Source organism: Xylophilus sp. GW821-FHT01B05, from assembly GCA_038961845.1.
Lineage (GTDB): Bacteria > Pseudomonadota > Gammaproteobacteria > Burkholderiales > Burkholderiaceae_C > Xylophilus.
Genome location: CP152408.1, coordinates 5,157,877 through 5,182,835, shown reverse-complemented (window position 1 = coordinate 5,182,835; position 24,959 = coordinate 5,157,877). Strand labels below are relative to the sequence as shown.

Genomic DNA, 24,959 nt, shown 5'->3' with positions numbered 1-24,959 from the left:
CGGCAGGGGATTTCAAAAAAGATAGCTAGAAGCCCAGGCGCAGCCTGGGCTAGAGCCACTTTTCCTTCAAAAACCTAAACTTGCCAGCAAATCGTCCACTTCGGACTGGCTAGTGACGACATCCGATGCCGTCTCCGGGTCCACCACCGGCCCCTGCAGGCGCGGCGTGGCCGTGGGGCCTGGCGCGGGCAGTTCGTCGGCGGAGGCGGCCGCAGCGCTGGCGGCGGCGGCGGTGGCAGCCGTGGCGGCAGCCGCGGCTTCGGGCGGGGCGCTGCCCGGCGGGGCGGTCTGGATCAGCAGCTGGACCAGTTGGTCTTCCAGCGTCGCGGCCAGGCTCACGACGCGGGCGATCACCTGGCCGGTGAGGTCATGGAAGTCCTGCGCCATCATGATTTCGGTCAGGTGACCGTCGGCCTCATGGGTGACGCGCTCCATGTCGGTCAGGAAGTTCATGATCTTGCCGGTGGCCACGGCGGCCACCGGGTCCTTCACCAGGTCGGTGACCATGCGCCGCGTTTCGGTGGCGATGTAGGCATGCTGGCTCTTGGCCTGGTCGACCCGGTTCAGCACCTTCTCGGCGGCTTCGCCGGTCAGGCGCGCGATATAGGTCAGCCGGCTCTTGGCGTCGGGCAGCTCGCCGGCGCTGTCGCGCAGCTTCTCGGTGTAGCCCAGGGCATTGAGGGAGTCATGCAGCTGGCGCGTGAGCTGGCCGATCTTGGTGTGCACGTCGACCACGGTATCCGTGGCCAACAGAGGGGAAGATGCCTGCTGCGCCGTCGTCATGCCAGCCCCGTCTTTTTCAAGATGTTGAGAACCTTCTCTTCCAGCGTGGCCTTGGTGAAGGGCTTGACGATGTAGCCGGCAGCGCCGCCCTGGGCGGCCGCGACGATGTCTTCCTTGCGCGCTTCGGCGGTCACCATCAGCACCGGCAGGTGCTTGAGCTTTTCATCGCCCTTGATCTGCGACAGCAGCTCAAAGCCGTTCATGTTGGGCATGTTGATGTCGGTCACAACGAAGTCGAACCGGCTGTTGCGCAGTTTGTTGAGGGCGGCGACGCCGTCCTCGGCTTCATCGGCGTCGGCGTAACCGCTCTCTTTGAGCAGGTTGCGGACGATCCTCCGCATGGTCGAGAAATCGTCGACGATCAGGAAGCGCAGGGCAGTGGCCACGAGAGACCCTTTCGGTAGGGAATGGTAGTTATGGAGGTCATGGGGGCAGGCGGCGGATGCTAACGCGTCGCGGCCGCCGGTGCGGCGGCCGAAGCCGGCGCCTGTTCGATTTCCTGGATGGCGCCGGCAATCTGCTCGGCCGACAGCGCCGCCTTGTGCTGGGTGCCCAGCAGACGGGTCTCGGCCTCGTGCGTCATCACGGTGATGCTGATGCGGCGGTTGACCGGCGCCAGCGGGTGCTCGGGCTCCAGCAGGTCACTTGCGGACAAGCCCACCACGCGCACCAGCTTGGCGTCGGGCATGCCGGCGGCCACCAGTTCGCGGCGCGAGGCATTGGCCCGATCGGATGAAAGCTCCCAGTTGCCGTAGCCGCGCACGCCGTTGCCGTAGGGCGCGGCATCGGTGTGGCCGGCCAGGCTGATGCGGTTTTCGACGCCGTTGAGCGCGGCGCCCACCTCGCGCAGGATGTCGCGCATATAGGGCTTCACCAGCGCGCTGCCGGTGTCGAACATGGGGCGGTTCTGGTCGTCCACGATCTGGATCTGCAGGCCGTCGGGCGTGATGTCCAGGCGGATCTGGGAGCGGAATTCCTGCAACTTGGGGCTTTCGGTGATCAGCGCCTCGATTTTCTCACGCAGCATGCGCAGCTTCTGGGCATCTTGCCGGGCGATCTCGGCCTTGGCCGCCTCGGGCGACATGCGCGACTGGCGATCGGCCTCGGCGTCGGCCCGGCGCACCTGGCCGTGCACCTTGGACAGATCGTTGCCGCCGCCCGGAATCACGCTCGAGCTATTGCCCGCGCCATTGCCGCCCACCATGGCCACCTTCAGCGGCGAGCTGAAATAAGCGGCAATGCCCTGCAGCTCGCCCTTGGCGGTCGAGCCCAGCAGCCACATCAGCAGAAAGAAGGCCATCATGGCCGTGACGAAGTCGGCGTAGGCGATCTTCCAGGCGCCGCCATGGGCCTTGTGGGCCTGCTTCTTGATGCGCTTGACGATGATGGGCTGGAGCTTCTTGTCGGCCATGGTGGCCTCCTTGCTTTACGCTTACTTCCGGCCCTTCACGTGGCTCTCAAGCTCGATGAAGCTCGGGCGCACGTCGGAGAACAGCACCTTGCGGCCGAATTCGATGGCGGTGGTCGGGTTGTAGCCCTGCATGCTGGCCAGCAGCGTGGTCTTGATGCATTGCAGCTCCTTGGTGCCGTCCTCGGACTTCTGCTCCAGCAGCCCGGCCAGCGGCTCCACCACACCGTAAGCAAGGAGAATGCCCAGGAAGGTGCCCACCAGGGCCGAGCCGATCATGGCGCCCAGCACCGCCGGCGGCTGGCCCACCGAACCCATGGTGTTGACCACCCCCAGCACGGCCGCCACGATGCCGAAGGCCGGCAGTGCGCCGGCCAGCCGGGTCAGGGCGGCCACCGGGCCATGGGCCTCTTGGTGGTGGGTTTCGATCTCGCTGTCCATCAGCGCCTCGATCTCGTGTGAATTGAGGTTGCCCGACACCATCATGCGCAGGTAGTCGGTCATGAATTCGGCCACGTGGTGGTCATTGCCCACGGCCGGGTACTTCTGGAAGATGGGCGATTCCTCGGGCTTCTCGACGTCGTTTTCGATCGCCATCAGGCCGTCCTTGCGGGCTTTTTGCAGGATGTCGTAGAGCAGCGACATCAGCTCCAGGTAGCGCGCCTTGGTGTACTTGGAGCCCTTGAAGGCCTGCGGCAGCACCTTGACCGTGGCCTTGAGCACCTTGGACTGGTTGTTCACCACGAAGGCGCCCAGCGCGCCGCCCAGGATGGTGATCAGCTCAAAGGGCAGCGCCTGCAGGATCACGCCAATATTGCCGCCATGCAGGATGAACATCCCGAAGATGCAGCCGAGGCAGACGACGTAGCCGATGATGACGAACATGGACGGATTGGATAGGGCCGGTGTGCCAGGGCTGGCGGAATCCCGATGGGATGCGAACTGGGGCGAAAGGGCGCCGTATCAGAATGCTACTGCACGAGCGGACGGCGCAAGCCGGCGAAAAGAGCCGGGATCGGTATCCATCCCTCACTTTTGAGTCCGGCGGCCTGGTGCGCAGCACCCCATGACAGCTTCTGCCGGGCCTGGCGTGGCGCCGGAATTGGGGCGAATTTGTCTGCTAGTTCCAGGCTCAGCTTTTCTGCGCGGCGGTTAGGCTCGCCAGCAAGACGCCGCTCGCCTCGGGGAGGCCGGCACGAAACCCCAACCAGGAATGCATCACATGAACGCACCGGTGCCGTTCGACAAACCCGCAGGTTTTGCGCCCGTATATGTGACGCGTCCCAGCTTGCCGCCGCTTGAAGAGTTCATTCCCTTCCTGGAGAGAATCTGGGAAAGCGGAATACTGACCAACAACGGGCCCTACCATCAGGAGCTGGAGCAGCGTTTGGGCGAGTATCTTGGAGTCGAGCATGTATCGCTCTTCTCGAACTGCACGATCGCCCTGATCACGGCCTTGCAGGCGCTACGGGTCACAGGTGAGGTCATCACCACGCCCTATTCGTTCGTGGCGACCGCGCACTCCATCTTGTGGAACGGTATCCGTCCGGTCTTTGCCGATATCGACCCTGCAACCCTCAATCTGGACCCTGCCGCCGTGGAGGCGGCCATAACGCCCCAGACAACGGCCATCATGCCGGTCCATTGCTATGGCCGCCCCTGTGATGTTCAGGCTATCCAGAAGATCGCCGACAACTATGGACTCAAGGTCATCTACGATGCGGCCCATGCGTTCGGCGTCCGGGATGCCGGGGGCAGTGTTCTGCGCCATGGGGATCTTTCCGTGGTCAGCTTCCACGCCACCAAGGTCTTCACGACCTTCGAGGGTGGTGCCATCATCAGCCCGGACGCCAAAACCAAGCAGAGAGTGGACTACCTGAAGAACTTCGGGTTTGCCAACGAGGTGACGGTGGTGGCGCCAGGGATCAACGGCAAGATGAGCGAGGTCAATGCCGCCTTCGGCCTGCTGCAACTGCGCGGCATAGACCAGTCGCTAGCGAAGCGACGCGACATTGCCAGGGAGTACAGCCGCGGCCTGGCGGGGTTGCCGGGCATCACCTGCGTGACCCGGGACGTCGTGGAGTCGATCAACAACTCGTATTTCCCCATCATGGTGGACGATGCCTATGGCATCAGCCGCGATGAGTTGTACCGCTTGCTGAAGGAGGGGGGGATTTACGCGCGGCGGTATTTCTACCCGCTGATCACGGAATTCCCGATGTATCGGGGGCTGCCTTCCGCGGCGGCATCTGCACTGCCGGTGGCCCGTTGGGCTGCCGACGGCGTGATCTGTCTGCCGATCTACCCGGACCTCCCGATGAGCATCGTCGAATCGATCGTTCGGACGGTGCGTGAGTGCGGCCATGCTTGAAGCTCGGGCTGGGTCCATCTCATGGTGAGCGTGCTGGTTTTTCCCTGCGGCAGCGAGATTGGCTTGGAGATCGGCCGCTCCCTGCGGCACGTGGAGGATGTGCATCTGGTCGGTGCTTCCTCGGTGGACGATCACGGGCGGTTCGCCTTCGACCACTATGTGGGCGGACTCCCCAGCGTGGAGGACGAGGATTTCCCGGAGAGACTGGCGGACCTGGCCAAGGCGCTGGCCATAGATTTCATATTTCCTGCGCACGACAGCGTGGTGTTGGCGCTGTCCCGCTGCGCGGAGAAATTTGAGGCGGAAATCCTGACGAGCGCCCTCCTGACCTGCGAAGTGACCCGCTCGAAGCGCCAGACCTATGAGTACCTGGGCGGTGTGTTGAGAACTCCGCGGGTCTATGCGGAGAGAAGCGGCCTGCCCTATCCGGTGTTTCTGAAGCCAGACGTTGGCCAAGGGTCGAAGGGAACGCTCACGGCATTCTCGGATGCGGATGTGGCGGGTGCTTTCCAGCGCGATGGCTCGCTGCTGGTACTCGAGTACCTGCCAGGACCCGAGTACACCGTGGACTGCTTCACAGACCGTTCAGGGGTGTTGCGCTATGCGATGCCACGGGTGCGGCGCCGCATTGCCGGCGGCATCAGCGTGAATTCATCCAAGGTGGATCTACCGGAGGCCGCCGACCTCGCGCATGTCATCAATCATGCGCTCGAGTTGCGCGGCGCCTGGTTCTTTCAATTGAAGATCAGCTCGGACGGTGAACCGTGCCTGCTGGAGGTCGCTCCGCGCATCGCCGGGACGATGGCAGTCAGTCGGGCCGCAGGCGTGAACTTGCCGTGGCTGACGTTGATGGACCGTCTGGGGCGAGAGGTTCAGGTGCGTGCCCACCCCTTCCACGTGGAGGTGGACCGGGCGTTGGGTACGCGCTACCGCCTGGGCTTCGAGTTCGAGCATGTGTACATCGACTTGGAGCCGGGACTGCTTATCTGCCAGCAGCCCAGCCCCGAGGCCATGCTCTATCTGCACCGGTGCAGAAATCAATCCAAGAAGACCTATCTCGTGACACGCGGCCTGCCTCAAGAGGCTGTCGCCCGGCAACTTCAGCGTGCCGGCATCGCGCTGACTCTGTTCTCGGAAATCTTGGCACTGGGCCAGGAGGAAGCGCTGGCGCCCGAGCCCAATGCCGTGGTCATCAGCGGGCAGGCACAGCTCGTGCGGTTCAAGGATGGGTCCGTGTGTGTTTTTCATCCCCATGATCTGGAGTGTTTGTTATGACTGCGATCGATGCCGCTCGCCAGGACGAAGAGATATCGGTTCTGCGGCAATTGCTGGCCAAGACCGTGAGCAGCAAGAAGCATGCGGCTTACCAGCGTTTGCCCCAGCGTCTTGCCGACATCCTGGGCCCGCTGGCGGTCGAGCTTCGACCAAAGTTCGAGCATGAGCGCTGGGCCTACATCCGTGACAACGTGCCGCTGCGGGGGCGCTCGGTGCTGGACATCGGGTGCAATACCGGCTATTTCATGTTCGCCGCCCTGGATGACGGTGCTCGCTGTGTGACGGGCTACGAGGGCGGCGTCTTTCATGCCGACTTTGCACGGCGCACCATCGGCGTGCTGGGAGAAGGTGCGCGAGCAGAGATAAAGGCCGAGTACTTCGACTTCCAATCATCCGGCGAGCGCGTGGATGTGGCTTTCCTGTTGAACGTGCTGCACCACGTCGGGGATGACTATGGGGACCCGAGCTTGGATATCTCTGCCGCCAAGCAAGCCATAGCCAAAAGCCTGCGCGAAATGCACAAAGTCGCCGAACGGCTGGTGTTTCAGCTGGGCTTCAATTGGAAGGGCGATATTTCCCGCTGCTTGTTCGACCATGGCTTGAAGTCGGAAATGATCGAATTCGTGCGCGAAGCCGTCCGTGGCGTGTGGACCGTGACCGCCATTGGCGTGGCGACCAGGGGCGAGGACGGCGAGGTCCGCTACTCGGATGTGAGCCCTGACAACATCGCGCGTATGGATGCGCTGGGTGAGTTTCTGAACCGGCCGATCTTTATTCTTGAGCGCATCGAGGCGGCCGGCTTTGATGGCAGCGTTGCCGTTGGCCCAGCATCGGGTCGTTGACGGGGAAGTGAATTGAACAGCAGGCTCTATCGCGCACGCAAACCGCAGCCCTACTACATCTACGCGCCCGACTACGCCGACAGCTCGTCCGGCATCGCCGTGCTGCACTATCTCTGCCACGCGCTCAACCTTGAAGGCTGCGATGCCTTCATCGCGCTGGGGAGCGTCGTCAAGCACGGGCTCAAGACGCCGCTGCTGACCGAGGCCGACAAAGAGGCGCACCGCCGCGCCGGCCGCATGCCGATCGCGGTCTACCCGGAGATCGTGACCGGCAACCCGCTGGGCGCGGACGTCTGCGTGCGCTACATGCTCAACCGCGAGGGCTTCCTCAACGGCAACCGCCTGGAAGCCGGCCCGGCTGACCTGTTCTTCTACTTCTCGCCCGAGTTTGCCGAGCCCGGCACGCCGCCTGCGCAGATGGAGCTGCTCACGCTGCCGCCCAACGACATGGCGCTGTTCGCCCCCGATCCGGCCAACCCCCGGGGGCGCAAGTTCCTGTACCTGCACCGCTTTGCGCAGGAGCGGGTGGACTTCACGCACCTGCCGCCAGACATCGAGATCCTGTCCAACCGCACGCCCGTGCCGTTGGCGGAACTCGCGCGCCTGCTGCAGTCGGCGGACGTGCTCTACAGCTACGAGCGCTCCGCCACCTGCACCAAGGCCATGCTGTGCGGCTGCCCGGTGGTCTACCTGCGCGAGGGCGGGCTCACTACCCTGCCCGGGCAGCACCTCTACGGGGATTGCGGCGCCGCCATGATCGACACCCCGGGCGGCCTGGAGCACGCCCGTGCCTCGGTGGACCGGATCCGCGGCTTCCATGCCAGGCTGGAAGAGGTCTTCTGGCAGCAGCTCGAACGCTTCGTCACCCTCACCCAGGCGCGCGCGGATGCGGTAGCGCCTGTACTGCACTGGGCGCAATCCCGGCTGCCGAGCCAGGCCCAGGGCCGCCTCATGGAGGCCCGGCTGCAGCAGCACGGCGGCGGCCCGTCCATCTGCGTCTTCCTGCGCGACCTGCAGGGCGACAGCCGGCGGCTGGAAGCCACGCTCAAGAGCCTGGTGTTCGGCCAGGGCCTGTATGCCAATCTGAAGATCGTGGTGCTCACCGCCGCGCCGGTGTCCGGCACCACGGCGGCCGACAAGATCCACCTGGTGCAGGTGGAGGAGGGCGGCTACGTCGAGGCGCTCAATGCGCTTGCGGCGCAATCCGACTGCGACTGGCTGCTGCTGGCCGACGCGGGCGATGAATTCACACGCGCCGGCCTGCTGCAGGTGGCCCTGCGCATCATCGATGCGCCACAGTGGCGCGCGGTCTACGCCGACGAACTGCGCCGCCTGCCGGGCGGCGGCATGGGCGTGGCGCTGCGCCCGGCCTTCAACCTCGATCTGCTGCTGAGCCTGCCCGCCAGCATGGCGCGTCGCTGGCTGGTACGCCGCGACGTGCTGCTGGGCGTGGGCGGTTTCGACCCCGCGGCGGCCGAGGCGCTGGAATTCGACCTGCTCCTGCGCCTGATCGACGCCGGCGGCATCGAAGGGCTGGGGCACGTGGACGAGCCATTGCTCACCGCCGATGCGCCAGTGCTGGCCGACAAGCCGGCGGAGCGCCGTGTGCTGCAGCGCCACCTGGAGCAGCGCGGCTACGGCTCGGCCGAGGTGCATTCGACCCTGCCGGGCCGCTACCGCGTGGAATACGGCCATGCGCAGCAGCCTTTGGTCTCCATCATCATTACTGCGCGAGACCCGTTGCCCGTGCTCCAGCGCTGCGTTGAAGGCCTGCTGGAGAAGACGCGCTATCCGCACTACGAACTGCTGATCCTGGACCAGGGCAGCGAAGCCGCCGATATGCGCGCCTGGCTCGATGGCGTGGCCGCCATGGGCAGCGAGCAGGTGCGCGTGCTGCGCGCCGCGCAGGCCTTGGGTACGCCAGCCGCCTGCAATGCCGCCGCGCGCGAGGCGCGCGGCGAATACCTGCTGCTGCTGGACCCCGACACCGCCGTCCTGCACGAGGACTGGCTCGATGCCTTGCTCAACCACGCACAGCGGCCCGAGGTCGGCGTCGTCGGCGCCAAGCTGCTGCGGCCCGACGGCCGTGTTCAGCATGCGGGCCTGGTGCTTGGTTTGCAGGGGCCGGCCGGCCATCCCTTCGTGGGCCAGCCGCTGGATGCGGGCGGCTACATGCACCGGCTGGAGGTGGACCAGGGCTACAGCGCCGTTGCGGCGACCTGCCTCATGGTGCGCAAGTCGCTCTACGACGAGGTCGGCGGCTTTGACGAGGCGGCATTCCAGCAGGCCTACGGCGATGTCGACCTGTGCCTGAAGGTGCGCAGCGCGGGCTACCTCGTCGTCTGGACGCCCCATGCGATGCTGATGCACGAGGGCCCGGAGCCGGCAGAGGCCGCAGCTAGCGAGGCGCGCCATGTGGCCGAGGAAGAGATGTACGCGCGCTGGCTGCCGTCGATCGCGCGCGATCCGGCCTACAACCGCAGCCTCACGCTGCAGGGGCCGGGCTTCGAGCTGGAGACTGCAGAGCCATACACCTGGCGCCCACTCGATTGGCGCCCGCTGCCGGTGGTCCGCGCCATGGCTGCGGACGAGAATGGCTGCGGCCACTACCGCGTCATCCAGCCGCACCAGGCCATGGAGCGCGAAGGCTTGATCCAGGGCGTGCTCGGCTCGGCCCATCTGTCGCCTGTGCAACTGGAACGCCAGGCGCCCGACGCCATCGTCTTCCAGCGCCAACTGCTGGACGGCCAGATCGAATGGATGCGCAAGGCCCGCAAGTTCTCGGGCGCCTTCAAGGTCTATGAGCTGGACGACTACCTGCCCGGCATCCCGCTGAAAAGCGCCCATTGGGGCGCCCTGCCCAATGACGTGCTGAAGTCCTTGCGCAAGGCGCTGGGCCATGTGGACCGCTTCGTGGTGTCGACGCCGGCGCTGGCGGAGGCGTTCTCCGGCCTGCATCCCGACATCCGCGTGGTGCGCAACCGCTTGCCGCCGGCCTGGTGGGCGGGCCTGCAGGGCCAGCGGCGGCGCGGGGCCCGGCCACGCGTCGGCTGGGCCGGCGGCGGCGGGCACCGTGGCGATTTGGAACTGGTCGCCGATGTCGTGGCCGAGCTTGCCGGCGAGGTCGAATGGGTGTTCTTCGGAATGTGCCCCGAGAAGCTGCGGCCCTTTGTGGCCGAGGTGCATCCCGGCGTGCCCATTGCGCAGTACCCCGCAGCCCTGGCGAGGCTCGACCTTGACCTGGCGCTGGCGCCGCTCGAGCACAACCTGTTCAACGAGTGCAAGAGCAACCTGCGGCTGCTGGAATACGGCGCCTGCGGTTTTCCCGTGGTGTGCAGCGACGTGCGCTGCTACAGCGAGGACGGGCTGCCGGTCACCCGGGTCAAGAACCGCTTCAAGGACTGGGTCGCGGCCATCCGCATGCACCTGGATGACCTGGACGCCACAGCCCGGGTGGGCGACGAGTTGCGCGCGGCGGTCACGCGCGACTGGATGCTGGACGGCAAGAATCTGCTGGACTGGCGCGCGGCATGGCTGCCTGCATGAGCCGAGCGGGCACCTAGTCTTCTAGTGCTGGAGGAATAAAAAAAGCGCCCGCAGGACGGGCGCTCTTTTTTTTGGGAGGCCGCCAGAAAACCGGACGGACCTTGCCTGCGAATAGCCGGCCTATCAACCGCCTCCGCGCAGCAGCGTCAGCACGCTCTGCGGCAACTGGTTGGCCTGGGCCACCATCGCGGTGCCGGCCTGTTGCAGGATCTGGGCGCGCGAGAGGTTGGCGGTTTCTGCGGCAAAGTCGGCGTCCACGATGCGGCCGCGGGCGGCGGACATGTTCTCGCTCTGCACGTTGATGTTGTCGATCGAGGTCTCGAAACGGCTCTGGATCGCACCGAGGTCGGCACGCGAGGAGTTGACCGTGTCGATGGCCGAATCGATCTTCTTCAGGGCGACCCAGGCGTCGGCCTGGGTGGCTACCGTCAACTGGCGCTTGCCGGTGGTGTCGTCCACGCCGATACCCAGCGTGGCCGAGCCAGTGGTGGCCGCGGTGATGCTCGCATCGGCGATACCGGCGGTAGTCGCGCTCAGGCCGGAGACCGTGACTGTCAGGGCGTTGCCATTGGCGTCGACCCTGTCGGAGCGGTATTCCACCGTCGTGCCGTCATCGCCCAGGAAGGCGGTCAGGCCGGTATCGGCGGTCTTGGCATTGATTGCGGCTATCACCTGGCCAACACGCTCGGAGGAGGAGGTTGCCGCTGGAATGTCGCTCAGCATGATGGGCGTGCTGCCAGAGACGGTGATGGTCACGCCGCTGATCGCCGCGCCATAGCCGCCCGAGCCCGCTGCCGTGGTGGTGACCGCGCCGCTGGCCGTGCCGTAGGCCACGCTGCCCAGATCGGAGGCCTTGGCATTGCCCAGGTTGCCGATGGTGATGTTGTCGCCGGAGTTGGAGCCGACCTGGAACACCGCGCCGGCAAAACTGCCGTTCAGCAGCTTCTGGCCGTTGAAGGTGGTGGTCTTGGCGACGCGGTCGATTTCGTCGGACAGCTGGGACACTTCTGCCTGCAGGGACTTGCGGTCACTGGCGCTGTTGGTGGCGTTGCCTGCCTGTACCGCCAGTTCGCGCATGCGCTGCAGCATGTCGCCGACCTTGCCCAGGGCGCCTTCGGCCGTCTGCGCCAGCGAAATGCCGTCGTTGGCATTGCGCGCGGCCACGGCCAGGCCCTTGACCTGGGTGTTCATGCGCTCGGAAATCGCCAGGCCGGCCGCATCGTCCTTGGCGCTGTTGACGCGAAGTCCGGAGGACAGGCGCTGCATGGAGGTGGCGAGGGAAGTCTGGGAGGCGCTCAGGTTGCGCTGCGCATTGAGCGAAACGATATTCGTATTGATGGTGGATGCCATGTCGGGTTTCCTCTCGGGATGAAAAACCGGCATGCCGCCGGAAAGGCAGTCGGGTATCCAGCCCGACTTTCTGTCGATGCGCTGGATTCTGGGCATTCGCGGGCGCCCCATGAGCCCGAAAAAGAGGCGAAAAGCGCGCCAATTCCCGGCCTGCCCGGCGGGCCAAACCCCGAAGATCGCCGGGTGCCAGGATCCGGCGCCCGTTGTTTCGGGGGCCGGTTCCCGGAGCGTGCGGCTACAAATTTCATGGACCACCCTCAAGTTTTTCCGTGCTGACCCGAAAACCTGTGCAATGGACCTGCAAGGGTGCATTGGCCGGCAACCACCGGTCTGGTGCCAGCCTCCTGGCTGGCGTTGAGATCGGCGCTTTTGCCGGGTAAACACAAGTTTCAGGAGCTTTTCCATGGCCTCAACCATCAATACCAACGTCGTTTCGCTCAATGCGCAGCGCAACCTGGGTGCATCCCAGTCGTCGCTGGCAACGTCCATGCAGCGCCTGTCTTCGGGCCTGCGCGTCAACAGCGCCAAGGACGATGCAGCTGGCTTGGCGATTTCCGAGCGCATGAACACCCAGGTCAAGGGCCTGGCGGTAGCCGCGCGCAATGCCAACGACGGCATTTCGCTGGCGCAGACGGCCGAAGGCTCGCTGGGCAAGATCAGCGACATGCTGCAGCGCATGCGTGAACTGGCCGTGCAGTCGGGCAATGCCACCAACAGCGCCAGCGACCGCAAGTCCCTGCAGGCAGAAGTGTCCCAGATGTCCGACGAAATCGACCGCGTCGCCAAGACCACCAGCTTCAACGGCGCCAAGATCCTCGACGGCTCCTTTGCGGGTGCCGTGTTCCAGGTGGGCGCCAACTCTGGCGACAACATCTCCACCGGCAGCATGGGCAACGCCAAGACCTCGGCCCTGGGCCAAGTGGCCTACGGTTCGGCCAGCGGTGCTGTTACTACGGTGGTGGCGGGTTCCGGCGGCTATGGCGCCGAAATCAGCGGCGTGACCATCACCGTCTCCGGCAGCCCGACGATCACGCTGGGCACCATCGGCGCGGCTTCGTCTTCTTCCGAGCGCGTCGGCCAGGTCATTGCCGCAATCAATGCCAAGACCGCCGATACCGGCCTGACCGCCTTCCTGGGCGATGACGGCACGACGGTGCAGTACCGCTCCGACAAGGTCGACGCCAACGGCGCAGCCCTGACGGTTTCGATCTCTGGCCTCACCGCCGCCACCGCCGGCATCGCCGATGCGACTGTCAACGCCACCGCCGCCGGCTCGGCCACCCTGGGTATCGGCGTGGATGACGCCACCGGCAAGCGCCAACTGACGGTGACCACCCAGGCCGACGCCTGGGTCGCCCTGAAGAAGATCGACTCGGCCATCGACACGGTCAACTCCTCGCGTGCCGACCTCGGTGCCCTGCAGAGCCGTTTCGAGAACGCCGTCAGCAACATCGGCGTGCAGAGCGAAAACATCTCGGCGTCGCGTGGTCGTATCGTCGACGCCGACTTCGCCAGTGAAACCGCCAACCTCTCGCGGTCCCAGATCCTGCAACAGGCTGGTACCGCGATGGTGGCCCAGGCCAACCAGCTGCCGCAGAGCGTGTTGACTCTGCTGCGCGGCTGATCGCGATGGAAGACCGGACGGGTTCCCCGTCCGTTCCTCGGGCGGCGAAGGCAGCAAGGCCTTCGCCGCCCTTGTCGTTTCCGTCACTTTTTGCCGTGCGAGGGTTTGCAAATGCCATAGACCGTGGCATATGCCAACCCCGCACGCCGACCTTCATCCTTCAGGGGCAATGTCATGGCTAGCATCAGTTCAATAGGTATCGGTAGCGGACTGGACGTCAAGAGCATCGTCAGCCAGATGGTGGCGCTCGAGAAGCAGCCGCTGGTGGCGCTGCAAAGCGCCGATGCAACGATCCAGAGCAAGATATCCACCTACGGGCAGATCAAGTCGCTGGTGTCCACCTTCGCCGACGCGGCGGCCAAGCTCACGCGCGACAGCGGCTGGAACAGCATGACGGTGGCCTCGACCAACAGCACCGCGGCCACCGCCACGGTCAGCGGCATCACCAAGCCCGGCAGCTACAGCGTCACGGTGTCGCAACTGGCCCAATCGCAGACCAGCGTCTCGGCCACGGCTGTGACCGCAGGCGCCTCCATGGGGGCGGGCACGCTGACGCTGCAGGTGGGCTCAGGCACCGCAGTGAACCTGGAGTTCGCCGAGGGCGACAAGACCAGCCTGGCCGATATCGCCGGCAAGATCAACGACAAGAACACCGGCCTGGTGGCCACCGTGGTCTCCGACAGCTCGGGCGAGCGGCTGATGCTGCGCTCCTCGGCCACGGGCGCGAGCAGCGCCTTCACCGTAACGGCCAGCGGCTTCAGCACCGACAACGCCACCGCGGCCCTGAGCTTCACGCAGACCCAGGCGGCGCAGGACACCAAGGCCAAGCTCAACGGCATGGACATCACCTCGGCCACGCGCAACTTCGACAGCGTGGTGTCGGGCCTGAACTTCTCGGTCTCCCAGGTCAGCACCTCGCCGGTGGATATCACGGTGACGGCCGACACCGCCACGACCAAGCAGAACATCCAGGACTTCGTCGACGCCTACAACGCCATCAACGATCTGCTGTCGACCTCGGTCAAGTACGACGCCGACACCAAGACCGCCGGCCTGCTGCAGGGCGACTCCACCGCGGTCGGGCTGCAGAACACCTTGCGCGCGGCGCTGGGCTCGAGCACGGCGGGCGGCGCCTATGCCACGTTGTCGGACATCGGCATCTCCGTCATCAAGGACGGCAACGGCAAGCTGGGGGTGGATTCGACCAAGCTCGACGCGGCGCTCAAGAACAAGCCCGACGACCTGAAGAACCTGTTCGCCAACAGCACCAGCGGCAGCGACGGCAGCAATGGCGTGGCGGTGAGGCTCCGGACGCTCACCACCAGCATGCTGTCCTTCAGCGGCGGCCTGTTCAGCGACAAGACCGATGCGCTGACCGCGGCCGACAAGCGCAACCAAGCCGAGCAGGACAAGGTCAACGCCCGAGCAGCGGTGGTGGAGGCCCGGCTGAACGCGCAGTACACCGCGCTCGACACCAAGATGGCCTCGCTCACCGCGCTCAACACCTACATCACCCAGCAGGTCGCGAACTGGAACAAGAGTAGTTAAGAACCGGGCTGAATTTGCTCGCGCGGCCCTACATTTCCGGCCGCAGGCACCGATAACCATAACAAGAGATCAATGCAAAGGAAGAGCAGCATGTTCACCCCAGCCCACGCCCGCGCAGCATCGACCTACCGCCAGGCCAGCGTCGAAGGCGCCAGCCCGCACCAGCTCGTCAGCCTGCTGTTCGAAGGCCTGCTTCAGTCCTTGCGCATGGCGCGCACCCACCTCCAGCGCGGCGACGTGGCTGGCAAGGGCGAGCACATCACCAAGGCCGTGCGCCTCATCGAAGAAGGCCTGCGCATGGGCCTGGACGACACCGATGGCGGCGAGATCGCCAGCAACCTGCGCACCCTCTATGACTACAGCGTGCGCCGGCTGACCATCGCCAACCTGCGCAACGACGACGCCCCGCTGGCCGAGGTGCAGTCCCTGATCGAAACCGTGGCCGAAGGCTGGCGCGGCATCGCTGGCAGCACGGGGCGTGCGCCCCAGGCAGCCCTGGCCGCAGGGAGGGCGTGAGATGCCCGGGATGCTCATCGACTACTACAAAGCCATCGAAGACAGCAGCCGCAAGATGCTGGATGCAGCCAAGGCCCGCGACTGGGATGAAGTGGTGCGCTACGAAGGCGCCTGCGCCGTGCTGATCGAGCAACTGCGCTACCGCGCACAAGAGCAGGAACTGCCGCCCGAGCACCGCTCGGAGAAGGTGCGCATCATGCAGCGCATCCTGCGCAACGACGCCGAGATCCGCTGCCTGGCGGAACCCTGGTTGTCGCAGTTCGACCAACTCATGGACGGTCAGCCGCAAATGATCCATTGAGATCACCCCCAGGCTACGCACTTCGTGTCTTCGCCAACCCCCTTCCGGGGGCAACACCTGCGGCCTGGCAAAGCCAGTTCCGCGGTGTTTTGGGTTCTCAAAGCAAAAAAACCGGCTATTGCCGGTTTTTTGCTTTGAGAGGGCCTTCGGCCCAGGATTGGCTCGGGTGGCTACACCTGCATGTTCATGATGTCGGTATAGGCCTGCACCATGCGGTTGCGCACGTGCATGGTGGCCTGGAAGCCGATCTGGGCTTTCTGGATGGCGACCATGGTTTCTTCCAGGCTGACCTTGGGGTTTTCCATCTGCACTTCGCGCTGCAGGCCGCTGGCCTGGCTCTGTGCGGCGCTGACCGATTCCAGCGCGCCCTTGAGTGCGCCGCCGAAGCTGCCGTCCGTGGTGCTGCCCACGTCCTGGCGTGCCTGGGTGGCAGCGGCGCGGGCCGCTGCGACGGCGGGGCTGGTGAGCGGTACGGAAGAGGGGGTGATGCGAAGATCCATGGCGGCAATCCTAAAGTTTTCAGCGGCCGTGCCGAGCCCGAATAGCGGGGGGAAACCGCGCCTTATCCCGGCAACGGCGGCGGGGGCGGGCCGAATAATCCAGATCGTCCAGGGTGCGTCCCTGTCCCCTGGAATTACCCGGAACCCTGCATGTCCGCCGTTGCCGAAATTCCCGTCAATTCCCTGACCCCGGCCGCTCCCGCCTGGTCGCGCCGCCTGGCCGCGCTGGACCGCGGGCAGCGCATGCGGCTCGGCCTGGGCGTGGCACTGCTGGTGGCCGTGGTCATCATCGGGCTGGTCATGGGCCGCCAGGCCGACTGGCGTGTGCTCTACGCCAACCTGGCTGATAAAGATGGCGGCGCCATCGTGGCGCAGCTCACCACCATGAACGTGCCCTACAAGTACGCCGAGGGCGGCGGCGCCATCCTGGTGCCGGCCGACCGGGTGCACGACGTGCGCCTGCGCCTGGCCTCGCAAGGCCTGCCCAAGGGCTCGGTGGCCGGCTTCGAGCTGATGGAGGGCAATCGCTTCGGCATGACCCAGTTCCAGGAGCGCCTGAACTTCCAGCGCGGCCTGGAGGGCGAGCTGACCCGCTCCATCCAGTCCATCGCATCCGTCGACAGCGCGCGCGTGCACCTGGCGCTGCCCAACCAGAACGGTTTCTTCCGCGAGCAGCAAAAGCCTTCGGCCTCGGTGCTGGTGACGCTGCGCGGCGGCCGCACACTGGACCGCGCCCAGATCGCCGGCATCGTGCACCTGGTGGCCTCCAGCGTGCCTGAGATGAACCCCACCGCCGTCAGCGTGCTCGACGACAGCGGCAAGCTGCTGTCCAACCCGCCCGACGGCACGCCCGGCTCGGGCGGTGGCGACGCGCAGCAACTGCAGTACGTGCAGCAGCTCGAAGCCCTCTACAGCCGCCGCATCCTCGACATGCTGGAGCCGGTGGTGGGCCGCAACAACGTCAAGGCGCAGGTCACGGCGGATGTGGACTTCTCGCAGACCGAATCCACCTCCGAGCAGCACCGCCCCAACCAGACCACCGACAGCGGCGCGGTGCGCAGCCAGCAGGTGGTGGAGAGCACTGGCCCGACCAGCGCACAGCCCACCGGCGTGCCTGGCGCCACCACCAACCAGCCGCCGGCCCAGCCTGCGGCTCCGATCAACGGCCAGGCCGCGCCACTCACGCCCGGCGCCGCACCGGCCACGGGCGGCGAGCGCCGGCGCGAGGCCATCACCAACTACGAGGTCGACAAGACGGTCAAGACCGTGCGCGGCGGTAGCGGCAACGTGCGCCGCCTGAGCGCGGCCGTGGTCGTCAACTACCAGGCGCCGGCAGGCAAGCCCGGCACGACCGAGCCGCTGTCGGAGCAGCAACTGGAGCGCATGACCGCACTGGTGCGCGAGAGCATCGGCTTCAACAAGGACCGTGGCGATTCGGTCAACCTGATGAACACGCCCTTCCAGATCGAGGCCTCGGACACCACCGCGCTGCCGTTCTGGAAACAGCCCGAGGTGCTGGACCTGGCCCGCAGCATGGCCTGGCCGGTGGGCACGCTGCTGTTGGCCGCACTGGTGCTGCTGGGCTTTGTGCGGCCCGCGCTGAAGGCGGTCAACCGCCCGCCGGTACCGGCCAACACCCGCCTGGATGCGCTGGTGGAAGACATGCCACCGCGTGCCGCGCTGGCGGCGCCGGCCGATGGCGAGCCGCAACTGCTGGCCCCGACCCCCGAGCAACTGCGCCTGGAAGACGCGCGCCAGCTTGCGCGTACCAACCCGACCGCGGTGGCCAACATCGTGAAGTCATGGGTCAGCGGCGACGTGCCGGTGTGATATGAGCTCACCCCCAGGCTTCGCACTTCGTGTCTTCGCCCACCCCCTTCCAGGGGGCACATCCAGTGGCCTGGCAGAGCCAGTTCCACGGATGTTCTGGCATGGCCTGCTCCGCGGCCTTTGGGACCTTTGGTGCCTTTCTGCTGCATGCGCTGCTGGCCAATGCAGCTCCCGGGCTTCGCACTTCGTGTCTTCGCCAACCCCCTTCCAGGGGGGCACATCCAGCGGCCTGGCAGAGCCAGTTCCGCGGATGTTCTGGCATGGCCTGCTCCGCGGCCTTTGGGACCTTTGGTGCCTTTCTGCTGCATGCGCTGCTGGCCAATGCAGCTCCCGGGCTTCGCACTTCGTGTCTTCGCCAACCCCCTTCCAGGGGGGCACATCCAGTGGCCTGGCAGAGCCAGTTCCGCGGATGTTCTGGCATGGCCTGCTCCGCGGCCTTTGGGGCTTTTGGTGCCTTTTTGCTGCTTGCGCTGCTGGCCAATGCAGCTCTCGGGCTACGCGCTTCGCGTCTTATGGATAACTGACGATGGACGATCAAGGACTCAACGACGCCGCCATTCTGCTGATGTCGCTTGGCGAGGAAGAGGCGGCAGAAGTCTTCAAGCACCTCTCGCCCAAAGAGGTGCAGAAGCTGGGCGAAACCATTGCCCGCATGCGCAACGTCTCGCGCGACCGCGTGGACGATGTCATCAACAAATTCACCGACGCCGCAGCCCAACAGAGCCTGCTGGTGTCCGACACCGGCGACTACGTGCGCGCCGTGCTGCGGCGCGCGCTGGGCGACGACAAGGCCGCGCTGCTGATCGACCGCATCCTGCAGGGCGGCGACGTCTCCGGCATCGAAAGCCTGAAGTGGATGGACCCGGTCTCGGTCGCCGAGCTGCTGCGCAACGAGCACCCGCAGATCATTGCCGCCATCCTGGTGCACCTGGACTTCGAGCAGGCCGCCAGCGTGCTGGTGCATCTGTCTGATCGCCAGCGCGGCGAAGTCGTGCTGCGCATCGCCACGCTCGAAGGCATACAGCCAACCGCGCTGAAAGACCTGAACGAGGTGCTGTTCAAGGTGCTGGCCGGGGGCGACAAGATCCGCAAGACCTCGCTCGGCGGCATCAAGACCGCCGCAGAAATCGTCAACCTGCTGGGCACCGCCATCGAAGGCCCGCTGCTGGACTCGATCCGCGGCTACGACGCCGACCTGGCCCAGAAGATCATGGACAAGATGTTCGTCTTCGACGACGTCGGCAAGCTCGACGGCAAGGCGATCCAGCTGGTGCTGAAGGAGGTTGCCACCGAAACCCTGCTGGTCGCGTTGAAGGGCGCCACGCCCGAGCTGCGCGACAAATTCCTCGGCAACATGTCCACCCGCGCCGCCGAAGCGCTGCGCGAAGACCTCGAATCGCGCGGGCCGATGCGCCTGTCCGAGGTCGAGGCCCAGCAGAAGGAAATCCTGAAGGCGGTGCGCCGCCTGGCCGACGAAGGCCAGATCGCATTGGGAGGCGGCGCTGATGACAGCTTCGTCTAGCCGCTACGCCCGCTTCATCCCCAGCGAGGAGATCGAGCAGGTCGCGCAATGGCAGTTTGGCGCGGTCGATGAGTCGGTGCGTGCCGCCCTGGCCGCTGCGGCGCAACTCGAAGCCACGCACAGCGCAGAGAACAGCCCCACGGCGCTGGCGCGGCTGCAGCAGGTGCGCGACGAGGCCCGCGCCGAAGGCTATGCCGCCGGCCACGCCGAGGCCACACGCGAAGGCAATGAACGCCTGGATGCCTACGTGGCCGGCCAGGGCCACGCCGCTGCCGAGCAACTGGCGCAACTGGTCAGCGCCGCGCAGCAAGGCCTGGACGCTGCCCAACAGCGCATCGCCGAAGGCGTGCTGGACATGGCTTGCGCGCTGGCGCGCCAGGTGCTGCGGCATGAGCTGTCGCAGAACCCCAACGCGCTGCAGCCGGTGATCCGCGAGGCGCTGGGCAGCCTGCAGGCCGACGGCCGCGCCGCCATCGTGCGCCTGCACCCGCAAGACCTGGACATGCTGCGCGCGCCGCTGCAGGACGAATTCGGCAGCACGCCGGTGCAGTGGCTGGCCGACGCCGCCGTGCCGCCCGGCGGCTGCCTGGTTGAATCCGCTGGCACCGTCATCGACGGCCGGCTGCAAACCCGCTGGGAGCGCGCCATTGCCGCGCTGGGGCTGGAGGCGCCCTGGGAGCCCGATGCACCGGCCAGCACGGAGCCTATCGATGGCTGAAGTGCAGGAACACTGGCAGCGCTTCATCGACACCGCCGCTGCGCGCGTCGCTGTGCCGGTGCCGCTGGCCAGCCGCGGCACGCTCACGCGCCTCACCGGCCTGGTGCTGGAGGCCTCGGGCATCCGCGTGCCGGTCGGCTCGCAGTGCCGCGTCAGCATGCCCGGCCAGCCCGCCGTGCTGGCCGAGGTGGTCGGTTTCTCGGGCGACAAAGCCTTCCTGATGCCGGCCGGTGATATCCACGGCCTGTCCAGCGGCGCCCGTGTCGAGCCGGCCGCGCCCTGGGTGCCGCCGCCGCGCTGGGGTGGCCCGCCCGACGACGGGCCGGCGCCGGCCCATGCCGCTGGCGTGGGCGCGCTGCGCCTGCCGCTGGGTGAGGGCCTGCTTGGCCGCGTGGTCGATGCCTGCGGCGAGCCGCTGGACCACCAGGGCCCGCTGCAACACGTGCGCGCCGAGCCGCTGGACCGCCAGCCACTCAACGCCATGGACCGCGACCCGGTGCGTGTGCCGCTAGACACCGGCGTGCGCGCCATCAACGCCTTGCTCACCGTGGGCCGCGGCCAGCGCCTGGGCCTGTTCGCCGGATCGGGTGTGGGCAAGAGCGTGCTGCTGGGCATGATGGCGCGCTACACCGAGGCCGACGTGATCGTGGTCGGCCTGATCGGCGAGCGCGGCCGCGAGGTCAAGGAATTCATTGAAGACATCCTGGGCGAGGACGGCCGCGCGCGCTCGGTCGTCGTCGCCGCGCCGGCTGACGCGCCGCCGCTGCTGCGCATGCAGGGCGCGGCCTATGCCACGGCCGTAGCCGAGCACTTTCGCGACAAGGGCCAGCATGTGCTGCTGCTGATGGATTCGCTCACCCGCTACGCCATGGCGCAGCGCGAGATCGCGCTGGCCATTGGCGAGCCACCCGCCACCAAGGGCTATCCGCCGAGCTGCTTTGCCAAGCTGCCGCAGCTGGTGGAGCGCAGCGGCAACGGCCTGCATGGCGTGGGCTCGATCACCGCTTTCTACACCGTGCTTTCCGAGGGCGACGACCAGCAGGACCCGATCGCCGACGCGGCGCGCGCCATTCTGGATGGCCACATCGTGCTGTCGCGCGCGCTGGCTGAATCCGGCCACTACCCGGCCATCGACATCGAGCAATCGGCCTCGCGCGTGATGCACAACGTCACCGCGCCCGAGCACTTCGACACCGCGCGGCGCTTCCGCGCGGTGTACTCGCGCTACCAGAAGGGCCGCGACCTGATCCAGGTCGGCGCCTACATGCCCGGCTCTGATCCGGCGCTGGACGAAGCCATCGCGCTGCAGCCGGCCATGGTGGGCTTCCTGCAGCAGGGCATGCACGACGCGGCCTCGCTGGACCAGAGCTGCACCGAGCTTGCTGCGCTGGTCGGAGGCGCGGGATGAGCGCCGTGCTGCCGCATGCCGGCGCGCAGGGCGGCCTGCGCGTGGCCATGGAAATGATCACGCGCCAGCGCGACGCCGCCGCCGTGGCGCTGGCGCAGGCGCGCGACAGCCAGGGCGCGGCCCAGGGCCAGCTCGACCAACTGCAGCAATACGCGCAGGAAAGCGAGGCGCGCTGGACGCAGCAGGCCCAGATCCGCGCCACGCCCGAGCTGATGCAGCACCACTACCAGTTCATGGCCCGGCTCTACCACACGGTGGAGCTGCAGAACAGCGTCATGGCGCAGCACGCGCGCCAGGTGCAGGCCCGTATCGACCAACTGCGCGAAGCCGAGCTGCGGCTGGCCAGCCTGAGCCAGGTCGTGGCGCGCAAGGCCCGGGAACTGGCGCGCCTGCAGCAGCGGCGCGAGCAGAAGGAAGTGGATGAATTCGCGACCCGGCAGTCGTTAAGACATGCCGGCGCCTTTGGAGGACAGGACTGATGGCTATCGAGACCCCACCCGCGGCATCTGCCGCCCCCACCCGCAGCGTGCGCAGCGAGGGTGCGCGCACCGACGCATCGCGTGTGGCGGCCGGCACAGACAACGCCTTTGCCTCGCTGCTGGGCGCGGCCGAGGAAGAAGAAAGCACGGTGCCGGAGCAGCCGGCTGACACCCGGCCCGGCAGTGGCCGCAGCACCACGGTTGCCACAGGCACGGGCACCGCCACCGATGCCGTGGCCCCCGACGCCGCCGCACTGGCCGGGGCGCAAGCCGTGGCCGACGCCGCCGGGGCCGAGCTGGCCCAGGCCGCGCGCGGCACCGGTACGGCCACCAGCGCCGCTGACGGCAGCGCGCTCGCCCGCGTCGGCACCGCCCGCCACGCTGCCGCGCAGACGGCCCAAGCCGCTACCGCCGCCACAGCCACCATCGCCGGCACCGACAGCAAGGCCCAGAACCCCGTAGCGGCAGAACTGCCAGCCGACACCGCGCTGGTCGCCGAGAGCGATGCGCGCGCTACCTTGGCCAGCGATGCCACCGGCGTGCGTGCCGGCGCCGCAGACGCGGCCCGCCGCACCGGCGTGGCAGAGGGCCGCGACACGGCCAAGGCCGCTGGCAGCGCCCGCAGCGCGGCCGGCACCAGTGGCTACAACAGCATCCTTGCCCAGATGCAGCACGCCATGTCCCGTGGCAGTGCGGCGGCGGCCGCCGCCGACAGCAGCAGCACCGTCGCCACCGCCGCACTGGCGGCCAAGGCCAGCACCGGCAGCGCCAGCGACCTGCGCCTGGCCGACCGCGCCACGGGCGAAGCGCTGCGCGGCGTGGCCACCGCAGACGCGGCCCCGCTGCAAGCCCTGGCCGCCGCCTTCGACGGCGCAGGCGGCGCCGGCGCGCGTGGCGACCGCCATGCGGCGGCGGGCGACAGCGGCACCAGCCCTGGCACGGCCGCGCCGGGCGGGTTTGGCAGCAGCGCAGACGCCGGCTCCTGGCGCAGCCTGTCGGCCGCCAGCAGCACCGACGCCAGCGCCGCAGCCGGCACCACGGCATCGCCTGAAGACCAGGTGGCCGACCAGATCCGCTACTGGGTCAACCAGAAGACGCAGAGCGCCGAGCTCACGCTCGACGCCTTTGGCGGCGTGCCGGTGGACGTGCGCATCTCGCTCTCGGGCTCGGAGGCGCACGTCGCCTTCCGCAGCGACCAGGCCGAAACCCGCCAGATGCTGGGCAGCGCCGAGGCCGAGCTGCGCGACATGCTGCAGCGTGAGGGGCTGACGCTGTCGGGCTTGTCGGTGGGCAACTCCGATGCACGCGGCGCCGGCTCCGGCAGCCCGGACGCCCGCGAAAACGGTGGCCGCAGCGGTCGCCAGACCATCCTGACCGCAGTGGAAGCCGTGGCCACCAGCGCGCCGCGCGCCACCGGTATCGGCACGGGCTCCGGGCCGGGGCGTTCGCTGGACCTGTTTGTTTGAGAAGCATCCCTTTGAAGGCCTTTTAGATTTCCTGGGCTTGCGTGCCTTGCAGGCGGCGGGAGCCGGGACTCGCCCCGGCGGGCGACCTACTTTGTCTTTGCTTCGCCAAAGAAGAGTAGGCAAAAGAGAGGCAAGCCGAAGTCAGGGGCCCTGCGCTGCTCGGCCCTGCCAACGGCGTGGGACAGCCTGAACATCCAACAGCCGGCCCCCACCCCAGCCCTCCCCCAGCGGGGGAGGGAGTAGTACAAACGGGCCGAGCGCAGCGATGGCCCGACTGGCTATCCGGGGTCCCCTCTGTGGTGTCGAGGAGCGGAGGAGGCGGCAGGTTGCCCGCAGCGCAGCGGAGGGACGGCGAGGACTGTTTGAGCCGCAGGCGAGTTCCGCAGCCGCCTGCCGACTCTGAGCACCGCAGAGCAGTCCGGCAAAGCCGGACCGCCACAGCGGGGTCGCCTTCTCTTTGGTGACTTTCTCTTGGCGACACAAGAGAAAGTTACTCGCCCGCCGGGGCGAACTCCCGGCACCCGCCGCCTGCAAGACAAGCAAGCCCGGATATCGCCCCTTCAGCCCCGTGCCGTCAATTGCGGTTTTGGTCGAAATATGCCTTTAGCCCAGGCGTAGATTGGGCTTATAGCTATCTATTTGATAGTAATGGTGCTATTCGGGCTCCCTTGCCAAAGGCGCAGCACCGCAGCCCCGTAGCGCGCACCACGCCCCGGCCAGGGCACGGGGATGAGCGGCTGAAAACGGGGCGTTTCGCCGCTTATTCCGGCGACCACCTGCGGCATCCCGGCGAATAATCCCCCATCTGTCGAACAAAGCACTGCGCGCCCCGGTAGGCGACGGCCGCAGATTGTTCGTACCGCCCCAAGGAACCGCCCGCCGTGCCCAAAGCCGCCGAACCCACCCTCGCCGCCGCTGTTGCCGCGCCCGCCAAGCCCAAGTCCGGGATGAAGCTCATCCTGATCGTGCTGCTGGTGCTGGGCCTGGGCGCGGGCGGCGCCTGGTACTTTCTGCAGAACCGGGCGCAGTCGCAGTCGCTGGACGACGACGAAGACGGCGCGCCTGCCCAGGCGAGCCACGCTGCCGCCAAGGCCGCGCCCACCTTCCTGCCCGTGGACAACATGGTGGTCAACCTGGCCGACACCGGCGGCGAGCGCTTTGCCCAGATCGGCGTCACCTTCGAGGTCGGCGACGCCAAGACCGCAGACCAGCTCAAGGCCTACATGCCGGCCATCCGCAACAGCATGCTGATGCTGATCTCGCAACGCACGGCGGCCGAGCTGCTGCAGCGCGACGGCAAGGAAAAGCTGGCCGCCGACATCATGGTGGAGGCCGGCCGCCCGCTGGGCTACGTGCCGCCGGCGCCAGCCGCCGACGGCGGCGAGCGGCGCCGCCCGCGCGGGAGCAACCCCGTGCGCGGTGTGCTGTTCTCCAGTTTCATCATCCAGTGACCCCCGCAACGCGCAGCACGG

At 67.0% G+C, this 24,959-nt stretch carries 21 protein-coding genes; 15 read left to right on the top strand and 6 right to left on the bottom strand.

Translation table 11 applies throughout. The features are described 5' to 3' along the window. Window positions 1-66 precede the first annotated feature (66 nt). The 4 genes from AAFF27_24195 to motA are packed head-to-tail and all read right to left on the bottom strand — an operon-like array spanning window position 67 to window position 3,076. A complete protein-coding gene (locus AAFF27_24195; GenBank protein ID XAH23050.1) occupies window positions 67-783 on the bottom strand; it encodes a protein phosphatase CheZ in 717 nt (238 codons plus the stop codon). Beyond that, window positions 780-1,169 (bottom strand): chemotaxis response regulator CheY, encoded by a 390-nt coding sequence (cheY, locus tag AAFF27_24190; GenBank protein XAH23049.1) that lies wholly within the window; start codon window positions 1,167-1,169, stop codon window positions 780-782. Before cheY ends, AAFF27_24195 begins: the two co-directional genes overlap by 4 nt. A 59-nt stretch (window positions 1,170-1,228) precedes the next feature. Further along, window positions 1,229-2,194, bottom strand: a complete 966-nt coding sequence (gene motB / locus AAFF27_24185) for a flagellar motor protein MotB (GenBank protein XAH23048.1) — start codon at window positions 2,192-2,194, stop codon at window positions 1,229-1,231. Window positions 2,195-2,215: 21 nt separating this feature from the next. Continuing rightward, the gene (motA, locus tag AAFF27_24180; GenBank protein ID XAH23047.1) at window positions 2,216-3,076 is read right to left on the bottom strand and encodes a flagellar motor stator protein MotA; all 861 of its coding nucleotides are present in this window, start codon (window positions 3,074-3,076) and stop codon (window positions 2,216-2,218) included. 337 nt (window positions 3,077-3,413) lie between these two features. Between motA and AAFF27_24175 the strand changes: the two genes are divergently transcribed. The 4 genes from AAFF27_24175 to AAFF27_24160 are packed head-to-tail and all read left to right on the top strand — an operon-like array spanning window position 3,414 to window position 10,225. Then, the gene (locus tag AAFF27_24175; protein XAH23046.1) at window positions 3,414-4,562 is read left to right on the top strand and encodes a DegT/DnrJ/EryC1/StrS family aminotransferase; all 1,149 of its coding nucleotides are present in this window, start codon (window positions 3,414-3,416) and stop codon (window positions 4,560-4,562) included. Window positions 4,563-4,583: 21 nt separating this feature from the next. Then, window positions 4,584-5,837 carry an ATP-grasp domain-containing protein gene (locus AAFF27_24170; GenBank protein ID XAH23045.1) on the top strand — a complete coding sequence of 418 codons (1,254 nt, stop codon included), beginning with the start codon at window positions 4,584-4,586 and terminating at the stop codon, window positions 5,835-5,837. Further along, complete coding sequence (locus AAFF27_24165) at window positions 5,834-6,679, top strand: DUF1698 domain-containing protein (GenBank protein XAH23044.1); 846 nt, start codon at window positions 5,834-5,836, stop codon at window positions 6,677-6,679. The genes AAFF27_24170 and AAFF27_24165 overlap by 4 nt, the downstream gene beginning before the upstream one ends. Before the next feature lie 12 nt (window positions 6,680-6,691). Then, a complete protein-coding gene (locus AAFF27_24160; protein XAH23043.1) occupies window positions 6,692-10,225 on the top strand; it encodes a glycosyltransferase in 3,534 nt (1,177 codons plus the stop codon). Window positions 10,226-10,348: 123 nt separating this feature from the next. Here the strand turns inward: AAFF27_24160 and AAFF27_24155 are convergent, their stop codons facing one another. Continuing rightward, window positions 10,349-11,575, bottom strand: coding sequence for a flagellin (locus AAFF27_24155; GenBank protein XAH23042.1), 1,227 nt, complete (start codon window positions 11,573-11,575; stop codon window positions 10,349-10,351). Between the two features lie 403 nt (window positions 11,576-11,978). Here AAFF27_24155 and AAFF27_24150 point away from each other — a divergent pair, with 403 nt between their 5' ends. From AAFF27_24150 to AAFF27_24135, 4 genes are all read left to right on the top strand, one after another. Further along, complete coding sequence (locus AAFF27_24150) at window positions 11,979-13,199, top strand: flagellin (protein ID XAH23041.1); 1,221 nt, start codon at window positions 11,979-11,981, stop codon at window positions 13,197-13,199. A 174-nt stretch (window positions 13,200-13,373) separates the two neighbouring features. Then, on the top strand, window positions 13,374-14,747 hold the full coding sequence (gene fliD, locus AAFF27_24145; GenBank protein ID XAH23040.1) for a flagellar filament capping protein FliD: 1,374 nt from the start codon (window positions 13,374-13,376) through the stop codon (window positions 14,745-14,747). 90 nt (window positions 14,748-14,837) lie between these two features. Then, window positions 14,838-15,263, top strand: a complete 426-nt coding sequence (fliS, locus tag AAFF27_24140) for a flagellar export chaperone FliS (GenBank protein ID XAH23039.1) — start codon at window positions 14,838-14,840, stop codon at window positions 15,261-15,263. A gap of 1 nt (window position 15,264) precedes the next feature. Beyond that, entirely contained in the window at window positions 15,265-15,564 is a 300-nt protein-coding gene (locus tag AAFF27_24135) for a flagellar protein FliT (protein XAH23038.1), read from the top strand. A 170-nt stretch (window positions 15,565-15,734) separates the two neighbouring features. Here AAFF27_24135 and fliE read toward each other — a convergent pair whose 3' ends face one another. Next, a complete protein-coding gene (gene fliE / locus AAFF27_24130; protein ID XAH23037.1) occupies window positions 15,735-16,064 on the bottom strand; it encodes a flagellar hook-basal body complex protein FliE in 330 nt (109 codons plus the stop codon). 150 nt (window positions 16,065-16,214) lie between these two features. On the opposite strand from fliE, the gene fliF reads away from it, so the two are divergent. The 7 genes from fliF (at window position 16,215) to AAFF27_24095 (ending at window position 24,938) form a co-directional block, all read left to right on the top strand. Continuing rightward, entirely contained in the window at window positions 16,215-17,894 is a 1,680-nt protein-coding gene (gene fliF, locus AAFF27_24125; GenBank protein XAH23036.1) for a flagellar basal-body MS-ring/collar protein FliF, read from the top strand. Window positions 17,895-18,420: 526 nt separating this feature from the next. Further along, entirely contained in the window at window positions 18,421-19,416 is a 996-nt protein-coding gene (gene fliG / locus AAFF27_24120) for a flagellar motor switch protein FliG (GenBank protein XAH23035.1), read from the top strand. Continuing rightward, on the top strand, window positions 19,400-20,134 hold the full coding sequence (locus AAFF27_24115) for a flagellar assembly protein FliH (GenBank protein XAH23034.1): 735 nt from the start codon (window positions 19,400-19,402) through the stop codon (window positions 20,132-20,134). Before fliG ends, AAFF27_24115 begins: the two co-directional genes overlap by 17 nt. Further along, on the top strand, window positions 20,127-21,542 hold the full coding sequence (gene fliI, locus AAFF27_24110; protein XAH23033.1) for a flagellar protein export ATPase FliI: 1,416 nt from the start codon (window positions 20,127-20,129) through the stop codon (window positions 21,540-21,542). Before AAFF27_24115 ends, fliI begins: the two co-directional genes overlap by 8 nt. Continuing rightward, complete coding sequence (locus AAFF27_24105; GenBank protein XAH23032.1) at window positions 21,539-22,021, top strand: flagellar FliJ family protein; 483 nt, start codon at window positions 21,539-21,541, stop codon at window positions 22,019-22,021. Before fliI ends, AAFF27_24105 begins: the two co-directional genes overlap by 4 nt. Beyond that, window positions 22,021-23,487 carry a flagellar hook-length control protein FliK gene (locus tag AAFF27_24100; protein ID XAH23031.1) on the top strand — a complete coding sequence of 489 codons (1,467 nt, stop codon included), beginning with the start codon at window positions 22,021-22,023 and terminating at the stop codon, window positions 23,485-23,487. The genes AAFF27_24105 and AAFF27_24100 overlap by 1 nt, the downstream gene beginning before the upstream one ends. A gap of 947 nt (window positions 23,488-24,434) precedes the next feature. After that, window positions 24,435-24,938: a flagellar basal body-associated FliL family protein gene (locus tag AAFF27_24095; protein XAH26317.1), complete on the top strand. Its 504-nt coding sequence runs from the start codon at window positions 24,435-24,437 to the stop codon at window positions 24,936-24,938. Window positions 24,939-24,959: the final 21 nt, after the last annotated feature.

Coding starts and splice junctions, on each gene's coding strand:
- AAFF27_24195 (XAH23050.1), bottom strand. CDS start 783: ATGACGACGGCGCAGCAGGCATCTTCCCCTCTGTTGGCCACGGATACC.
- motB (XAH23048.1), bottom strand. CDS start 2,194: ATGGCCGACAAGAAGCTCCAGCCCATCATCGTCAAGCGCATCAAGAAG.
- motA (XAH23047.1), bottom strand. CDS start 3,076: ATGTTCGTCATCATCGGCTACGTCGTCTGCCTCGGCTGCATCTTCGGG.
- AAFF27_24175 (XAH23046.1), top strand. CDS start 3,414: ATGAACGCACCGGTGCCGTTCGACAAACCCGCAGGTTTTGCGCCCGTA.
- AAFF27_24170 (XAH23045.1), top strand. CDS start 4,584: ATGGTGAGCGTGCTGGTTTTTCCCTGCGGCAGCGAGATTGGCTTGGAG.
- AAFF27_24165 (XAH23044.1), top strand. CDS start 5,834: ATGACTGCGATCGATGCCGCTCGCCAGGACGAAGAGATATCGGTTCTG.
- AAFF27_24155 (XAH23042.1), bottom strand. CDS start 11,575: ATGGCATCCACCATCAATACGAATATCGTTTCGCTCAATGCGCAGCGC.
- AAFF27_24150 (XAH23041.1), top strand. CDS start 11,979: ATGGCCTCAACCATCAATACCAACGTCGTTTCGCTCAATGCGCAGCGC.
- fliD (XAH23040.1), top strand. CDS start 13,374: ATGGCTAGCATCAGTTCAATAGGTATCGGTAGCGGACTGGACGTCAAG.
- fliS (XAH23039.1), top strand. CDS start 14,838: ATGTTCACCCCAGCCCACGCCCGCGCAGCATCGACCTACCGCCAGGCC.
- AAFF27_24135 (XAH23038.1), top strand. CDS start 15,265: ATGCCCGGGATGCTCATCGACTACTACAAAGCCATCGAAGACAGCAGC.
- fliE (XAH23037.1), bottom strand. CDS start 16,064: ATGGATCTTCGCATCACCCCCTCTTCCGTACCGCTCACCAGCCCCGCC.
- fliF (XAH23036.1), top strand. CDS start 16,215: ATGTCCGCCGTTGCCGAAATTCCCGTCAATTCCCTGACCCCGGCCGCT.
- fliG (XAH23035.1), top strand. CDS start 18,421: ATGGACGATCAAGGACTCAACGACGCCGCCATTCTGCTGATGTCGCTT.
- AAFF27_24115 (XAH23034.1), top strand. CDS start 19,400: ATGACAGCTTCGTCTAGCCGCTACGCCCGCTTCATCCCCAGCGAGGAG.
- fliI (XAH23033.1), top strand. CDS start 20,127: ATGGCTGAAGTGCAGGAACACTGGCAGCGCTTCATCGACACCGCCGCT.
- AAFF27_24105 (XAH23032.1), top strand. CDS start 21,539: ATGAGCGCCGTGCTGCCGCATGCCGGCGCGCAGGGCGGCCTGCGCGTG.
- AAFF27_24100 (XAH23031.1), top strand. CDS start 22,021: ATGGCTATCGAGACCCCACCCGCGGCATCTGCCGCCCCCACCCGCAGC.
- AAFF27_24095 (XAH26317.1), top strand. CDS start 24,435: ATGAAGCTCATCCTGATCGTGCTGCTGGTGCTGGGCCTGGGCGCGGGC.